This is a genomic window from Arachnia propionica, assembly GCF_003932785.1.
In the GTDB taxonomy this organism is placed as follows: domain Bacteria; phylum Actinomycetota; class Actinomycetes; order Propionibacteriales; family Propionibacteriaceae; genus Arachnia; species Arachnia propionica_B.
On record NZ_RQYT01000017.1, the window covers coordinates 1 to 16398 of the forward strand.

At 67.7% G+C, this 16398-nt stretch carries 16 protein-coding genes; 7 read left to right on the top strand and 9 right to left on the bottom strand.

What is annotated here, in order from left to right:
• Window positions 1-246 precede the first annotated feature (246 nt).
• Both EII35_RS08415 and EII35_RS08420 read right to left on the bottom strand, forming a co-directional pair.
• Window positions 247-1596: a hypothetical protein gene (locus tag EII35_RS08415; protein WP_125228023.1), complete on the bottom strand. Its 1350-nt coding sequence runs from the start codon at window positions 1594-1596 to the stop codon at window positions 247-249.
• Window positions 1593-2951: a hypothetical protein gene (locus tag EII35_RS08420; RefSeq protein ID WP_125228024.1), complete on the bottom strand. Its 1359-nt coding sequence runs from the start codon at window positions 2949-2951 to the stop codon at window positions 1593-1595. Before EII35_RS08420 ends, EII35_RS08415 begins: the two co-directional genes overlap by 4 nt.
• A 139-nt stretch (window positions 2952-3090) precedes the next feature.
• Here EII35_RS08420 and EII35_RS08425 point away from each other — a divergent pair, with 139 nt between their 5' ends.
• The 3 genes from EII35_RS08425 (at window position 3091) to EII35_RS08435 (ending at window position 6258) form a co-directional block, all read left to right on the top strand.
• Window positions 3091-4029 carry a hypothetical protein gene (locus EII35_RS08425; protein ID WP_125228025.1) on the top strand — a complete coding sequence of 313 codons (939 nt, stop codon included), beginning with the start codon at window positions 3091-3093 and terminating at the stop codon, window positions 4027-4029.
• Between the two features lie 126 nt (window positions 4030-4155).
• A complete protein-coding gene (locus EII35_RS08430; protein ID WP_125228026.1) occupies window positions 4156-5022 on the top strand; it encodes a hypothetical protein in 867 nt (288 codons plus the stop codon).
• 423 nt (window positions 5023-5445) lie between these two features.
• Entirely contained in the window at window positions 5446-6258 is an 813-nt protein-coding gene (locus EII35_RS08435; protein WP_125228027.1) for a neutral zinc metallopeptidase, read from the top strand.
• A gap of 66 nt (window positions 6259-6324) precedes the next feature.
• Here EII35_RS08435 and EII35_RS08440 read toward each other — a convergent pair whose 3' ends face one another.
• On the bottom strand, window positions 6325-6786 hold the full coding sequence (locus tag EII35_RS08440) for a hypothetical protein (protein WP_125228028.1): 462 nt from the start codon (window positions 6784-6786) through the stop codon (window positions 6325-6327).
• Between the two features lie 119 nt (window positions 6787-6905).
• Entirely contained in the window at window positions 6906-7907 is a 1002-nt protein-coding gene (locus tag EII35_RS08445; RefSeq protein ID WP_125228029.1) for a GTP-binding protein, read from the bottom strand.
• A gap of 84 nt (window positions 7908-7991) precedes the next feature.
• Here EII35_RS08445 and ykgO point away from each other — a divergent pair, with 84 nt between their 5' ends.
• A complete protein-coding gene (gene ykgO / locus EII35_RS08450) occupies window positions 7992-8114 on the top strand; it encodes a type B 50S ribosomal protein L36 (protein ID WP_124845139.1) in 123 nt (40 codons plus the stop codon).
• Window positions 8115-8177: 63 nt separating this feature from the next.
• On the opposite strand, the gene EII35_RS08455 is transcribed toward ykgO, so the two are convergent.
• Window positions 8178-8657, bottom strand: coding sequence for an NUDIX hydrolase (locus EII35_RS08455; protein WP_125228030.1), 480 nt, complete (start codon window positions 8655-8657; stop codon window positions 8178-8180).
• 1 nt (window position 8658) lies between these two features.
• A complete protein-coding gene (locus EII35_RS08460) occupies window positions 8659-9735 on the bottom strand; it encodes a branched-chain amino acid aminotransferase (protein ID WP_125228031.1) in 1077 nt (358 codons plus the stop codon).
• Between the two features lie 91 nt (window positions 9736-9826).
• Between EII35_RS08460 and EII35_RS08465 the strand changes: the two genes are divergently transcribed.
• The 3 genes from EII35_RS08465 (at window position 9827) to EII35_RS08475 (ending at window position 13536) form a co-directional block, all read left to right on the top strand.
• Window positions 9827-11062, top strand: coding sequence for an ROK family transcriptional regulator (locus tag EII35_RS08465; protein ID WP_185744241.1), 1236 nt, complete (start codon window positions 9827-9829; stop codon window positions 11060-11062).
• A gap of 271 nt (window positions 11063-11333) precedes the next feature.
• On the top strand, window positions 11334-12170 hold the full coding sequence (locus EII35_RS08470) for a hypothetical protein (RefSeq protein WP_125228033.1): 837 nt from the start codon (window positions 11334-11336) through the stop codon (window positions 12168-12170).
• A gap of 79 nt (window positions 12171-12249) precedes the next feature.
• A complete protein-coding gene (locus EII35_RS08475) occupies window positions 12250-13536 on the top strand; it encodes an MFS transporter (RefSeq protein ID WP_221739716.1) in 1287 nt (428 codons plus the stop codon).
• Window positions 13537-13708: 172 nt separating this feature from the next.
• Here EII35_RS08475 and EII35_RS08480 read toward each other — a convergent pair whose 3' ends face one another.
• The 3 genes from EII35_RS08480 to EII35_RS08490 form a co-directional block, all read right to left on the bottom strand.
• Window positions 13709-14689 carry a ribose-phosphate diphosphokinase gene (locus EII35_RS08480; RefSeq protein WP_125228035.1) on the bottom strand — a complete coding sequence of 327 codons (981 nt, stop codon included), beginning with the start codon at window positions 14687-14689 and terminating at the stop codon, window positions 13709-13711.
• A 93-nt stretch (window positions 14690-14782) separates the two neighbouring features.
• Window positions 14783-15667, bottom strand: a complete 885-nt coding sequence (locus EII35_RS08485) for a PAC2 family protein (RefSeq protein ID WP_125228036.1) — start codon at window positions 15665-15667, stop codon at window positions 14783-14785.
• A 142-nt stretch (window positions 15668-15809) separates the two neighbouring features.
• A complete protein-coding gene (locus tag EII35_RS08490) occupies window positions 15810-16352 on the bottom strand; it encodes a YceI family protein (RefSeq protein WP_125228037.1) in 543 nt (180 codons plus the stop codon).
• Window positions 16353-16398 lie beyond the last annotated feature (46 nt).

A 16398-nucleotide genomic window follows, 5' to 3' on the forward strand; every position in this document is an offset into this window, starting at 1 on the left:
ACGGGCCCTCCGCAGGCTCCGGGCCCGGCTCGACCAACGGTGAAGAAGGCGGCTCTGCCACGGAAACAAGCAGCCGCCCAGGCCCCGTGAACAACGCCTCTACACCCACCATCAGCCCCGTGAATAACGCCTTGATCCCGGGAGTTCTGGGCGGCGGCGCCGGAGGAACCGCGTCCGCACCAGAGGGGAGGAGCCACCATGTGGATCGCCTGGTGAAGTCGTCCCTCACTCTTCCGGCGATGCGATTCAGGATCCCTGTTCTGCAACGAGTATGGTCTCGGCCACGGTGAGGGTCTCCGCCCACGTGACGGCATCGTCGCGGGAACGTTCCAGAAGCTTCAGGGTGGCCGCCCGCTCCGCGGCTCGTCCGGCCGATTCCCAGAGCATCGCCGCATGTTCCAGCGCGCCCTCAGCGCTGCCGAGCAACTCCTCGGCGGCGAGGATGTTGCGCAGCCGAAGGGCGCTCACTGCCCGTGCGCACCATCGCTCGGCTTCCGCCACTCGTGCGTTCCCCTGCGGCTCCGGGTTGGCCCCCCGCACCCTCACCTCAAGGCAGGGCGCCTCCTCGGTCAGCCTGCGCAGCAGGGCAGCCTGTGCTGCGGAGAGCTCCACTGCGCCACTCCAGTCATGGCCGTCCGGCTCGGGGCTGAGCCTTCCCGATGCGATGGGCAGCGGCCACTCAGCGCTGAGGACGTCGAAGAACATCCCGCCCGTGAGGGTGGGCACCTCCCCCAGGAGCCGGAAGACGTCGCCCGCCCCTTCCGCGGTCGCCGTGACCCGTCCCCCGCCCTCACTCTGCTCCACCCGCCAACGCACGTTTCCCTCGCGACGCGACAGCAGCCCCAACGGAACGTCCCGCCAGTCCACCGTCGACGTGCCTGACGTGGGCGAGGCTCCGGCCGCGAGGGCCAGGTCAGGACGCAGCTGCTTCAACAGCTCAGGGACCGTGACCGGGCCTGCGGCCGGAGGGACGGGTTCCTCGAAGGTGTGGGCCCAGGCGACGGCCTTGCCATGGTCGGTGCTGAGAGGCGACAGCTCCGCCACGAGAATGTCCAGGGCCTCGATGAGCAGGGCCTTGACGGCGGGCTGTGCCACCGCCGCGTGCACCGCCGTGGGACGGGCCATGAGAGCCTCCAGGAGCTGGAAGAGTTCGGCAGCCCAACTCTCGTCGACGTCGAGAATGCCCCGGAGCATCGCGACAAGGGTCAGCTCCTCCAGCAGCAGCAGCCCCGGGTCGAGGGACAGAGCAGCGTGGCGTTGGCACCACCGCACCTCCGCCAGTCGCGTCAGGAGCACCAACGCCGGCTGCCCGACGACTGGGCGCGACACCACGTCGTCGTTGCGTTGGAGCGCGCGATCCAGCACCCCGGCGGCAAGGGTGTTCCCGAAGATCTGCTCCAGGACGGGGACGGCGATGTCGGGCTCGGCCACCAGGCAGGAGGGCAGCCGGTCCGGGCGGGAAGGATCGAAGTCAAGGGTTGCGCCGAGGATGTCCAAGGTCACTGCCCCCGCCGGCGCCACCGGTTCCTCGCCTATCATGACGGCGCCGAATCCAATGTGTTGGATCAACACCTCACGGGGCTGGTCGAACGTCATGAACTTTCCTTTGCAACAAGCTTCATCATGAAATCAAGGTCAGGGAACCCGAACTCCTCGGCCGCACGACGGTACTCCTCCATCCGTTCCGGGTCCCGGGTACGAAGCCCCAGGGCCACCTCGGGGTGTTCAGCGAACCACGCGCAGGCTCGATTGACGATGTCATCGGCCAGTGACGACTGTTCAGCTTCTTCGGCGGGGCGAGTGAGTTCCACGATCCCCAAGGTACGCGCCCTCTTCAGGTGGGCCTCCCCCGAGGGAACCCCCTTGAAGACTGCACGGGTGACAATTCTCCGCGCCTCCGCCGCGTCTATGGCCTGTTGACGACGGTCCCGTTTGAAACAGTCCATCCAGGCGCGGCGCATCGCATGTTGATGGGCGCGATCCATCTGCTCCGTCCGAAGCAGATATCTGCCCTGCTCCTGCTTGCTGCAGAAGGTACGGATCACCGCCTCCGCCAAGGCCATCAGTTGCCCGTTGAGCAGCACCTCGGATGCCCCATCGGCAACGACATCAGCTGTGATCGGCCCGGGCTCCTGCACCCAGGAACGATCCTCGTCCGGGTCTGCACAGGGACCATCCGAGACGGAGGCCCGACCCTGCAGCAGACCTCGAAGGAGGCTGTAGAGCAGGACGAGCGCGGATTCGTGACTCAACCCGAGCCGACTGCACGCCCGGATCACCTCGGCCTGGGCGATGTCATCAGCCACGCCGGGGACGGAGAGGTCCTGCGCAGCCATGTGGAATCTCGAGTACACGGAACGCCCCAGGGCATCCCATGTGTTCTCCCGTCGAGTACGGATGAGCGGCGGACGCTCGTCGTCCCCCAGCATGACGCGGCTGTAGGGGTGCTCGGCAAGATGGGCTGCGCCCTCACTGTCCCACAGCTGCTCGTACATCTCCTCGAAACGCCGGAACTCTTCCCGGCTCAGCAACCGCTCCAACGACGGGGCATTGGCCAGATGGGTACTCGCCACGGCCTCGAGCTCCATCTCCCCGAGCGGCTCATCAGTGAGCCATCCCTTGGCCACGGCACGCACCAGACACTCCGCGGTCTGTCCCGCGGTCACGGCGGCCCGCCGCCGCCTGGCCTCGTCCATGGAGCAGTCCGTGAGGCGTCGCACCACCGCCAGATCAGACAGGATCTGGGTCTCGTACTCCGCCAGCCACAGTTCCAGACGACGGTCCTCGTCCTCCCGACTCAGCGACTCGGGGAAGGCCCGTCGGTAGACACGAAGCAGCCAATGCCTCGTAGCGAGGGAGGCGCTGAGCCCTCCGCCCCGGGGCGCGAGCATGCGCCAGTCCTGCTGCTGCTCCAACCACTGACAGCACACCCGGAAGAGTCTCGGAGCCATGGACTTCACCTCCTGCGTCGTACATACGCATCTGACGGACAGCGCGTCCGCTCATTTTGGCCCCACAGCCACCTTGGCTGCGTCGACGAGGGCGACAAGAGTTAAGATCCAAAAGGATGACGGATGGGGAGGAATCTGGATGGGGATCGACGTAGTGGTGCCGGACCAAGACACCCTGGTAGCCGAGATCGTGGGTGTGTGTCGCAGGGGCCTGATGCATCCAGAACTTCCCCCGTGCCCGGCACTTCGCCGCATACTGCGAATCGAGGAGAACGTTTCTGACCTGATCGCCGCCCCGATGATCCGGGCCGGCGTCCTTGAGGCTGCCAACGATCTTCCCCCTGATCATCGACTTGTCTTCTATGAGTCATCCGGCGCATGGCCGGGGGCTCCACTGGGACGGGAGAAACGTCTGGTAGCCGCGGCCTTGGCGGCCAACATATCAACCAGAACTGCCCGACGGTGGAGCGAGGAGATCGCACCTCGCCAGATCGCCGCGAAGCTGCTCACCGATACCGACACCGTGGTCCAACGCGCCAGTTTCGCGATAACCCGTTTGCATGCACGCCTCGACCTCTCCCTGCCGAGCCCAGTCATCATCTTGGAACGTACCATCCGAGTACTTGCCCCTGCCATGCCCACATTCTTCGAGGAGGTGACGATCCCGTACCTCCGGGTCGGACAACCAGCCTGGAGGGAGGTACTCGGCTGCACTGTCGACAAGGTCGTGTCGTTAGGTCATGGCATGTGGGGCGTGACCCACCGTTTTCCGGAACAGCTCCACTCGGGAAGCACACACACGTTCTCCACTTCCCTGAAGCTCCCCAACCACGCTTCCCTCCACCCCGAGATCGGATTCCGCCCCCACAACACCACCTTGAACGCCCAGATCAGCATCCAGTTTGGCAAACGGCTTCCCTCCCGAATCGAAAGTTTCGAGACGACCGGCCCTCCCGGAGGTGTCCCTGGCGCCCATGTGACCAACCGCATGAGACCGGATCACGGACTACAACGGTTCATGTTCCCCGACATCAAACTCGGGTACGCCGTCGGCGTCCGCTGGTTCATGGATGACTGACCGCGGGGCCAGTTGCTGACAGATCCCTGACAATCCGAGCCGAACCCTTCACTTTCGGGGGTGTCGACCTTCAGGCTAGGAGATACATCGACCACGGCGGCCGGTGATTGTCAGAAGGGACTGCGGATGACGACGATCAGCCTCCCCGAGATCGCAGAGATCGTGTGGCACACCACGGCTGCGTGGCGTGCCACCACCTGCCATGACGGCACGTACTGCCCCACCAAACGAGCCCCTTACGGCCACGGCGACCCGGGTGCCGTCATGATGGCCGAGGAATGCAGGCGCAAGGGATGCCTGGATCTCGTGCACGAGCTGCTGATGCACGTCGAGACCTCCCTGACGAAGGAGTCCGTGCAGAGAAACCTCGAGGGTGTCGCCAAGGTCGGCGGCTACATCCGGACCATGGTGACCACGCACATGTCCGACATGCGTCGCAAGGAGCGCGTCAAGCGCGGCTTCCCCGCGAAGACGAACCGGGATGACGGGGCTCCCGGCCGGGTGAATGCCGTGCTGCGTACCACCGAGGGGGAGCGCGGCGAGTGGCTCGTCCAGATCTTCCGCATCCTGCGGTCCTGGCCCTTCGGGGCGAACCACGTCGCCGGACACTGGCCGGTCAGCGGCCTGACGCAGGAGTACCTGAAAAACCACAAGGACCCCATCGACGAGGCGCAGGTGCTCGCCGACATCCGGAAGGTGCTCCAGGTGGCCAAGGAGGTCCTGGGCGCGACCTGGGTCCACGACCACCTGACCCTCCCCAGCCACAGCAACGGCCCTGCGGAGGCGCTCTCGGACACCAGCGCCCTCGCCGAGCCGCCCACCACTGACCACGCGTTGGCCACGATGCTGGTGTCGGCCTACGACCGGTTGCAGAGGAAGGGCGCCTCGGATGACGAAGCCCTGATGCGGGCGATCAAGGAGATCTACGGCGTCGAGGTGCGCATCACCCGGGAGATCCGAGAGGCCGTGCAGGAGTTCCGTCAGGCCGGGTGAGGTCACCCGTCAGGGCACCAAACCCCTGCAGATGCGCGGCGCGCAGGCTTTGGGAACGCGGACGGCCATCGAGCTCCGCGCATGGGCAGGTCCGGGAACCGCCCGTCGGACGCGCAAGGATGAAGCACGATTCTCCCGTCGGCTGGTCCTGTGGAACCGGGATCTGAGAAGCTGTGACGCATGGCGCAGCAGGGAGGACACCTTCGAAGCCCTCGCCTCTCCGGCCCGTCCCCTCGGCCACAGTGGGCTCCCTCCGCGGTGCGGCCACCCGTGGTTGCGCGGTCGGGACAGAACGCGTGGAGATCGCTCCCCTCACCCAACCGAGCACTTTCCCCTGGCGAGCCCGACCCACGTGACCGTGCCCTTGCGAGGACAATCACTGGACTGGCGTACTTGGTGTTACTGGCCTCCTTCATACTCAACATGCCCACATTGGCCACCGACCGGGAACGCCAGGAACCCAAGCCACCCCCGCTGCCGAAGGCCACCGAGTCGCCGGGCGGCTTCACCACCTACCCTCAGCCCAGACGTCCCGCCTGGCTGCCGGAACAGACCGTCGAGGACCTCCTCCCCGAGACCTCCTTCCCGGACTCGTTGACGCGGCATCCCCTCTTCCTCGCCGAGTACCCGGTGGCGGACTGCCCCGACCCCCATCCTTTCAAGGACCAGGAGGAGTACCGCCGCTACTCGGCGGACCTCGCGGAGTGCATCCTCACGGCCTGGACACCCCACTTCACAACACTCGGGCGCCCCCTCAACCCGGTCCAGGTGGTCTCATTCGAGACCCACATCAGCACCCCGTGCGGGGATCACGATGCTCGCTTCTCCGCGATGTACTGCCCAGCGAACGAGACCATCTACCTGGGACGGGAGAGCTTCGAGGAAGACCTCCATGACCCGACCTATGCGGCGATGACCACCATCCACGAGGTGTTCCACCACATCCAGTACAACAGCGGAATCCTTGAGCTCGCTTACACGCTCCCCATCGACGAGCTGGAGATCAGCCGTCGCGTGGAGTTGCAGACCATCTGTTCCGAGTCACGACAGTCACTCACCCTCGACATCGGTTTCAGCGGGAGGGACTACCGCCGGCTGATGAGCGCGCTGAAGCAGGTCGGGGAGGAGGTCCACGGCTCCAACGAATCCCTCACCTACTGGGGAGGACGCGGTTTCCACGTCACCACCCTGCAGGGCTGCAACACCTGGCTGGTGCCGTCGGACATGGTCGACTGACAGGGCGAGCGCCGGGCATGAAGAAGGGCCCGATGTCCGCGACACCGGGCCCGATCCTCATCACTCTCACTCGCCTGAGGGCTGCTCCTCCTCGACGACCTCCGCGACCTTCTCGGCCGCGTCGGAGGCCTCCTCCGCCTTCTTCTTCACGACCTCGCGTCCCTTCTCGCTGAGTTCGCGGAAGCCGCGGTTGATCTCGTCGACGAACTTGTTGAGGTGCGCCCCGAGCTGCTCGAAGAACTGGCGCGCACCGGGGGCATCGGTGTCCGGATGGGTCTTGGCGTACTCCGACTTCTGCTCGTCGTAGAAGGCCTTGGCCTTCTCGCCGACGAGGCCCGCCAGGCCCGCGATCGCGTACCCGGCGTCGACGACGAACTTCGTCGCGTCCTCGCCGAACTGCTTCCTCGACTCCTCCGTCGTGGTGCCCGAGACGACCTCACCCTCGAGGGTTTCCGTCGCCTCCTGGGCCGCCTCACCGAAGACCTGCTCGGCGTGGTGGTCGACGTGGGCGTCTTCGTGATGGTTCATCGGTTCCTCCTGGGGTGTTGTCCGCTCTCTCAAGTGTCCCCCGGAACCGGGTCGTTCCCAACGGGAAAGCCCCTGATCCAACCCTGATCCGCCCCCGGAGCCACATCGACGGCGAACGCCTACCTCCGACGGTGGCTGGGGTGGGGCCAGGCGGGCAGGGGGTCGGGCAGCCCGGCCCACAGGGTCGGCCCAGCGAGGAACTCGTCGTCGGTCAGGGCGGCCGCATCGAGGGCCTCGACGAGGGCGGGCACGTCAAGATCGAGCCCGATGATCCCGAGATCCTGCCCGATCGACAGCGGTTCCTCCCCCGGCCGGTCCTTCCCGACGGGGTCCAGCGAGATGACCGTGCCGACGTGATCCCACTGCGCGATCAGTCCCTGCCGGGTCGCCAGCCGGGCGAAACCGCTGGACCGCAGCACGAGGCCGAACCGGTTGCCCGACATCGCGTCGAGGGTGGTCAGCAGCCGTCCCGGATGCAGCGGCCGGTGCTGTTCATAGCGGAAGGCCTGGACGCGTGGGTGCGTGTGGGCCGGGGCGAGGTCGTCGTTGAGGAGCGCGACCCAGCCGGGCCGGTCCTGGTCGAGACCGTAGGGGCGATCCGGGTCGAGGGGCACGACGATCCCGGCGTCGAGTTCGATCCTCGCCCGCGGCGCGAGGTGGCCGATGAGGGCGACACCCGCCCCGATGTCCTCACAGGCCTCCCAGTTCACCACGACGACGGTGGATGCGAACTCCAGCTGCGCACACACAGCCCGGGCCCTGGTGGTGAAGCGGACCTCGACGGGTCCGTCCCCGACGGGTTCGGCGACGGTCTCCATGCCCTGGAGGTCGGCGACGAGGTGGGCGGCGTCGACGACGCAGACGATCTCGATCAGCCGGGTGCGACCGTCGGGATCGGCGAGGACACCGATGACCTGCTGGAGCGGCGTGCCGTCGGGGAACTCGATGACGACGGGTCCGAACTCGGCCTCGCGGTTGGCGGTGGCGAGCGGGTCGCGGCGCTGGAGGAGGTCCGTCGAGGTGAGCAGCGGCACGTCCACGAGCTCGGCGAGGTGCCGCGCGTAGCGTCGCCGCTCCGACAGGCAGGCCCCGACGACCGCCACCACATCAACCTGATCCACCACGTCTCCCTCCCGGTTCGACCCCGCGTGGAATCTCCCCTATCCTTGTTGCAAATGATAACGCTTCTCAAAAGGAGGTGAGTGATGAAGGTTCGTGCCTCGATCCGCGCGCTCAAGATGCAGCCAGGCTCCCAGATCGTCCGACGACGCGGTCATCTGTACGTCATCAACAAGAAGAACCCCCGCTTCAAGGCCCGCCAGGGCTGACCCATCCCACCCCAACCCCACGGACCCGGGGCGGCGCGCTGGCAGGTCGCGCCGCCCCGCATCTCATCGACTCACCGCCACCGCCTCGCTGACGACCTCCCCATCCCGGTACGGGATGACCGCGTGGAACAGTCGCGGATCATCATCGACGACCAACGGCAGGAAGTGGCGGTCCCCCTCCCAGATCGGGACCTCCAACAGCTCCTCGACGGGGATCCACGCCAGCGGGCCGTCGTCGTTGCGCTCCGGCGGCTCCCCGTCGAACCCCTCGACCAGGAACACCAGCCCGAACCAGTCCGACCCGTCGGAGCCGAACCCCGGCCAGGCGACGGTGCCGCGCAGCCGCGCGCCGGTCACCTCGATCCCGGCCTCCTCCCTGAGCTCCCGACGCAGGCAGGCGAGAGCGTCCTCCCCGGGCTCGAGCTTCCCCCCGAGGCCGATCCACTTGCCCTGGTGGTCGTCGCCGTCGCGGGTCCGCTGCACCATGAGCACCGAGTCGCCGCGCCGGACGTAGCCGAGCGCGCCGATGATCGCGCGCATCATCTCAGCAGACCTTCCGCATCCAGCCGTGACGATCCTCGGCCCGGCCATACTGGATGTCGAGCAGATGGGCCCGCAGTTCCTTCGTCCTGGCGCCGGGCTCACCGTCGCCGACGACCTGCTCCCCGTGCTCCGGCGAGTTGAAGCCGACGATGGGCGTGATGACGGCGGCCGTCCCGCAGGCGAAGGTCTCGGTGATCTGCCCGGAGGTCACGCCCTCGCGCAACTCGTCGATGGAGATCTGCCGCTCGACGGGGGTGAGACCGTGCTCGGCGGCGAGCCGCAGCAGCGAGTCCCGGGTCACCCCCGGGAGGATCGACCCGAGCGCCGGGGTGACCATCTCACCGTCGGCGGTGAGCATCATGAAGTTCATGGTGCCGCACTCCTCCAGCCAGCGGTGCTCCGCCCCGTCGAGGTAGAGCACCTGGCCGCAGCCGTGCGCGGCGGCCTCGTTCGCCGCCGCCAACGACGCCGCATAGTTGCCACCACACTTCGCAGCGCCGGTGCCGCCGGGAGCGGCGCGGGTGTAGTTCGGCGTCACCCACAACTTCACCGGCGCCGGGTAGTACGCCCCGACGGGGGTCGCGAGCAGACCGTAGATGTAGTTCTTCGCCTCCCGAACCCCGAGGTAGGGCTCGTTGGCGATCTGGAAGGGCCTGAGATACAGCGACTTCTCGCCGTCGGGCTGCGGCACCCACGCCTGTTCCAGGGTGACCAGTTCCTGCAGCGACGCGAGGAAGGCCTCCTCGGGGAACGGGGCCATCTCCAGCCGCTGCGCCGAGGACACGAAGCGAGCCGCGTTGCGTTCGGGCCGGAACAGCCACACGGAGTCGTCGGCGTGCCGGTACGCCTTGAGCCCTTCGAAGATCTCCTGACCGTAGTGGAGGACGGCGGCTGCCGGGTGGAGCCGGAAGTCCTCGGTGGCGACGATCCTGTGATCGTGCCAGCCGCGCCCCTCCGTGTAGTCGGCCACGGCCATGTGGTCGGTGAAGAACTTGCCGAACACCGGGTCGGCGACGACGGCGTCGCGGTCCGCGTCGGAGGTCGGGTGATCGGTCAGGCGCAGGTCAAAGGTGGACATGGTCGGCAGACTAGTCCACCCCGCAGCGGATCGGGCCCCGGTCCCGCCGACCGGGCGTCTCTGCTGGAGGACCGCATGGGAGAATGAGGTCATGCACCACGGGGTCAACCTGCCGCGACTCGGGGGCTACAACCTGCGTGTCGTCCTCGACTGCATCCGGCGCTGCCCGGAAGGACTGAGCCGCGTCGAGATCAGCGAGTCGACGGGGTTGTCGGCGCAGACGATCTCCAACGTGACCCGTCGCCTCATCAACGACGGGCTGGTGCGCGAGGCCGGGACCCGCAACCTCGGGATGGGCAAACCCCGCACCATCCTGAGGACGGAGCCGCTGGCGATGCTGGCGGTGGGCGTCCACGTCGACCCGGTCATGGTGCACACCGTCGTGGTGGATCTGGCCTGCCAACCGATCGCACACCGGGAGATCCCCACGCCCCCGGACTTCGGCCCGGAGGTGGCCGTCGCGGAGATCGAGCGGTCGGTCCGGGAACTCCTCGACGACGCCGGCATGGTCCACCCCCGGGTGGCCGGGATGGGGTTCGCGGTGCCGGGACCACTGGTGGAGAGCGTCGTCGTCGCGCCCCCGAACCTGCCGGAGTGGCACAGCTTCGACCTCCGGGCGGCACTGAGGGAGCGGTTCGACTGGCCGGTGTTCGTGGAGAAGGACGTCATCTCGTCGGCGACGGGCGAGAAGTGGCTCCGCGGCTCGGAGGGCGACTTCGGCTACCTCTACTTCGGCACTGGTGTCGGTTTCGGGCTCGTCGCGAAGGGCGAGGTGCAGCTCGGGGCGACGGGGAACATCGGCGAGATCGGTCACCTGCGGGTGGCCTCGTCCGGCTCCCCCTGTCCGTGTTGCGGCACCCCGGGCACGCTGGGGCAGCTGACCCTGCCGGCGGGGATCATGCGGGAGGCCAGACAGCTCGGACTGAGCACCGACCCCGAGCCGAGCCACCCGGGCGCGGTCAACGAACAGTTCCGCAGGCTGTGCTCCCGCGCCGAGGAGCCGCAGGTGAGGGGGGTGTTCCAGCGGCTGGGCGAGCACCTGGGCTCGGCCTGTGCCGTGTTCAGCGACCTGCTGGACCTCCGCGAGATCGTGCTGGGCGGCCCCTACTGGCCGCTGCTGCCCGAGGTGACGTTCACAGCCCTGCGGGAGACCGCCAACTCGCGGGCGATCCTGCGCACGGTGCGCCACGTGGACCTCACCCCCGCCCACTCCCCGCACGCCTCGGAGAGCGTCGGCGCGGCGTCCCTCGTCTTCGATCGGCTGCTGTCGGCCAATCCGGGCCAACTCGTCGACGACCAGTCGGCCGCCGACGTCATCCTGCAGTAAGAGGGTGCGCGGATAGGTGCATCTACTGCGGTCGCCCCGGTGACCCCCTGGCAGCGTTGTCCTCCTCGAACGCACGATCCAGTGCGCCCTTCGTCGTCCGCCTTGCCAGAAGGCCACCGTGACGATCCTCGTCACGATCCCCCTATCCGCGCACCCTCTAAGAAGGTCAACGATCGATGAGGTCCTTTCGGTCAGCCCGCATGGAATCCGGCTTGACAATCCTGAGAATCCTGAGAGAGTCTGGGGCGTCGGGTTGACGAAAGGGAGGGTGATGCGCAGACTCGCGCTCGGACTCGCAGCGGTTGTCGCAGCGGTGTCCGCGGTCGTCGCCTCACAGGCGACCGCCGACGAGGCCCCCCTCCCCACCGGCCCTTCCATCGTCGGCATCCACGCCCCCTGCCCCGTCGGCACCCCGTGGCCCGGCAAGGACGTGCCCATCTCCGAGCTGAAGGACCGCTTCACCGAGACCTTCGGCCTCAAGCTCACCGGCCCCTACCTGACCGAGGAGTACCGGGAGCAGTTCCGGATCCTGTGGGAGTCGCTCGACGCCCTCAACTGCACCACCTTCCTCCCCACCATCGCCGAGAAGAACGGCCAGATCGGCGTCAACGCGGGCCCGATCCGCGGCTACGCCTGGGGCGACTGGTCGCTGACCAAGGATGGCCACGTCACCTTCGACTTCCGGAAGTGGCAGGAGGTCATCGACGGTGACGACCCCGGCCGCCTCTCCCGCCTCATCATCCACGAGTTCACCCACGCCTGGAACTCCGATCGCTTCGGCAACCCCCGCTACTGGCAAGACTTCACCTCACTGACGAAGAAGGAAGGCCACTTCTCCGACTACGCCGGCTCGAGGGACACCGAGATCATCGCCGAGGTCGTCGGCTACTACGTCGCCCGCTGCGCCTCGGACAATCCCTACGACTCCGGCAAACACTTCGCCTACTACCAGTGGGTGAAGAAGAACGTCTTCGACGGGCGCGAGTTCGGTCCCGAGCCCGGGACGAAGGCGCGGTGCGACGTCACCGCCGAGGACATCGCCGCCGCCACCCCCGCCTCCGAACCCCCCACGCAACCCGCCTGGATCGAGGCCCTGAGCGGGGAGTGACCCGCGACTGCGTGATCCTCACCCGCAGCATCTACACTCTTCCCGAATGACCGGAGGGAGTGGGGTGCGAAACGAACGCATGGCATGGGTCGTGTGGACCCTCAGCATCCTGGCCTACGCCACCGCCATCATGCACCGCACCAGCCTGGGCGCCCTCGGCCTGCAGACCGCCACCCACTTCGGCACCAGCGTCGGCATCGTCTCCACCTTCGTCATGGTGCAGCTCGCCGTCTACTCCCTCAGCCAGGCCCCCATCGGTGTCCTCATCGACCGATACGGCGCCCGCAGGGTGCTCGTCGCCGGTTCCCTCATCATGACCCTGGCGCAGACGGGCATGGCCTTCACCTCCACCTTCTCCCTTGCCCTGGGTGCCCGCGTGTTGCTGGGCCTGGGGGACGCCTGCATGTTCGGTGCCGTGCTGCGGCTCATCCCGGCCTGGTTCCCCGCGTCCAGGGTGCCGGTGCTGAGCCAGTTGTCCGGTCTGCTCGGGCAGCTGGGACAGATCGCGGCCGTCGCGCTGCTGCTCCCCCTCCACGCCCTCCACGGCTGGGCGACGACGTTCCTCGTCGCTGCCGCCTGCTCGCTTGCCTGTGCGGCAGGCTGCGCGTTCCTGGTGCGCGACTTCCCGGCGGGCGTCGAGCGCCCCGTCCCGGCGGAGCGACGCATCCGCGACCTCCCCCGCGGCATCGTCGACGCCTGGCGTCACCCCGCGACGAGGCTGGGCTTCTTCGTCCACCTCACCAGCGGGTTCAGCGTCAACGTGTTCGCGATGATCTGGGGCATTCCCTGGCTGGTCAACTCGCAGGGTCGAACCGAGGCGGAGGCAGGGGTGCTGTTCAGCCTCACCGTGTTCGGATCGATGGTGTTCGCCCCGATCATCGGGTGGCTGACGGCCCGGCACCCCCTGCGTCGCAGCAACCTGGCACTCACCGTCATCCTGGCGAACCTCGGCGCCTGGGCGGTGGCACTGCTGTGGCCGGGGCAGGCCCCCTGGTGGGTGCTCACCGGGCTGGTGCTCGCAATGGCGGCGGGCGGCCCCGGCACCGGTATCGGCTTCGACTACCCCCGCACCCTGCTGCCGGAGCACCGGCTGGGGGCAGCGAACGGACTGGTCATCGCCGGTTCCTTCACCGGGGCGACGCTGTGTCTGCTGCTGATCGGGCTGGTGCTCGGCTGGCTCGCCCCCGATGGTGACTACGCTGCGGCCCAACTGGACCTCGCCATGGCGTTGCAGTTCCCGTTCTTCATCGTCGGCGTGGTTGGCATCTACCTCACCCGCCATCAGCTCCGCACGAAGATGCGGGCGCACGGCGTCGTGGTGCCGACGTGGCGCGAGGTCGTCGAGCGGCTCCGGCACTCCCGCTGAGGCCGCACCGACGTCGCGACGGACCGGTTTCGCCTGCCTTGGATCGGAAAAGCCTGCCTTCTTTCAATCCGCCTGCCCAACAAGACAGGCGAGCCGCGAGAATGGCAGGCGATTCACGGTCAAGGCAGGCGAATCAGGGGGTGGGTGGGCGATCCGAGGGGACCGGGCCGGGTCAGAAGAGCCCCTCCGGCTCCGGCGGGGGCGCGTAGGCCGGGTCCACACCGTTGAACAGCGTCGACACCGATCGGCCCCCGTGGATGCGGGCGATGGCCTCGGCGAACAGTGAGGCGACACTGAGCACCTGCAGTCCCGGGAAGTCCGCCGGGGCGGGCACGGTGTTGGTCGTCACGACCTCCGCGATGTGCTGGGCGGTCGTGAGTCGCTCCACCGCACTGCCGGTGAACAGACCGTGGGTGCAGGCCACCGACGCCTCGACGCACCCCTCCTCCACCAACTTCGCGACGATCTCCACGATCGAACCCCCCGTGGCGATCTCGTCATCGAGGACGATGGCCTTCTTGCCGACCACATCACCGACGATGGAGGAGATGACGACCCGGTCGTCGGCGAGACGCTGCTTGTTCCCCGCCGCCACGGGCAGGCCGAGCAGCCGGGCCAGGAGCGTCGCCTGCTTGGCGTTGCCGAGGTCGGGGGAGACGACGACGTGGTTGCTGAGGTCACGCTGGCGGTAGTGCTCGGCGATGACCCCGAGCGCGGTGAGGTGGTCGACGGGGACGGAGAAGAACCCGTGGACCTGGGGGGCGTGGAGGGCCATCGTGAGGACCCGATCCACCCCCGCCGTGACGAGCAGGTCCGCGACGAGCCGCCCGCCGATGGAGATCCGGGAGGCATCCTTCTTGTCGGATCGGGCGTAGGCGTAGTGCGGCATCACCGCCGTGATCTGCCCCGCCGATGCACCGCGCGCCGCGTTGACCATGAGCAGCAGCTCCATGAGGTGCTCCTGGGTTGGCGGCACCAAGGGCTGCACGATGTAGACGTCGCGCTGACGGCAGTTCGCCAGCAGCTGCGCCTGGAGGCAGTCGTTGCTGAAACGGGAGATGCGGACGTGGGACCTGGGGAGGTCGAGATGAGCGCAGATCTCGTCAGCCAGGCTGGGGTGAGCGGATCCGGAGAAAACGACGATGCCCTTCAACAAGTGCTCCTCGTACGGTGGACTGGCGGCTCCAGCCTAGTCCCGACTGGGCGTCGCGAAACATTGCCTTTCCGGCAGGTCGCGAGTTTTTCGTCAGCTCTGCTGTGGGTCGTCACGCTGGGCGAGGAAGTTCTCGACCGCGGCCGCCAGTTCGTCCGCGGTCGGGAGGGCCTCGCTGGCCGCCTCCGCGTAGCGGTCGTACTGCTCCTCGAGCTGGGCCAGCAGCTCAGCAGCCGTCTCGTCGCCACTGGTGTCGGCCTCGATGGACATGAGGTTGGCCTCGGCGGCGAGGTCCAGCTCGTCGGTGGGCAGCTTCAGCCCGGTGACATCGGCGAGATGGTGCATGACGGCGGCCGCCGCCTGGGCGAAGGACCCGCCCGCGAGGTAGTGCGGCACGTGCGCGCCGACGCCGAGGGTCCGGTAGCCGTTGCGACCGAGATGGAGGTCGAGGTAGCCGGAGAAGGACGCGGGGATGGTGAGCCGGTCCAGCCAGCGCGGATTCGGCACCCGCAGGTTGACGTCGCTGGAGTAGATCGCCAGCGGGGTGGGGCGGGTGTGTGGCAGGGTCATGGGGAATCCATGGGCGCTGATGACCAGGCCGACGTCGAGCCGGTGGAACAGCCGCTCCAGCTCGGCGACGACGAGCTTCCACCGCTGGTCCGGCTCGGGGGCACGCAGGATGAGGAAGGACTCCCCATTGGCGTCCCGCGCGACGTGGAGCCGGGCAGCGGGATCCTCGACGGAGACCCAGTGATCGGTGTCGAAGACCATCGACGGGCGGCGCGCCCGATAGTCGTGGACGAGGTCCCAGTCGAAGCTGCCGAGCAGGATCGGCGAGCAGTGTTCGAGCAGGGCCTCGATGACGGTGGCCCCGACGCGCCCGGCGTCGAGGTAGCCGTCGAAGAAGGTGAAGACGGGGAGCAGCGGCGCACCGTTCTCCCGCCACAGCTCCTCGTCGATGGCAAACCACTCGGACATGTCTCCAGCCTATCCGTTGGGGGCAAGGTACGGCCTCGTCGGCACCGTCACATCCCCTCTCGGAAAGAGGGTGGCCCACCTCAGCGGACGTGATGACATCCTCCGAGATGGGCCACCCTTCACCAGGGGCACCGATCAGGGGTCAGGCCTTGATGAGCGAGACGTCGAAGACGAGGTTGACCTTGTCGGAGACGAGAACGCCACCGGCCTCCAGGGCCGCGTTCCAGGTGAGACCGAAGTCGGAGCGCTTGATGGTCAGGCCACCCTCGAAGCCGACCCGCTCGTTGCCGAACGGATCCACGGCCACGCCGGTGAGCTCCATCGGGATGGTGACCTGACGGGTGGTGCCGTGGATGGTGAGGTCACCCGTGACCTCCACCTCGGTGGGGTTGCTGAGGGAGACGCCGGTGGAACGGAAGTCGATGGTGGGGAACTGGGCCGCGTCGAAGAAGTCGGGGCTGGTCAGGTGGGCGTCGCGGTCCTTGTTGCCGGTGTCGACGGAGGCGACGTCGAGGCTGATGGTGACGTTGCTGGCGGCCGGGTCGGACCCGACGAGGTGGGCGGAACCGGAGGCCTCGAAGTGGCCGCGGACCTTGGTGATCATGGCGTGGCGCACCTCGAAACCGATGTTGGTGTGGGTCGGGTCGAGGTTGTAGTCGGCGTTGAGGTCGGTGAGGACGGTCATGTGAATCTCCTTGGCTCAGTGGATGACACCATGATAATTGATCCTT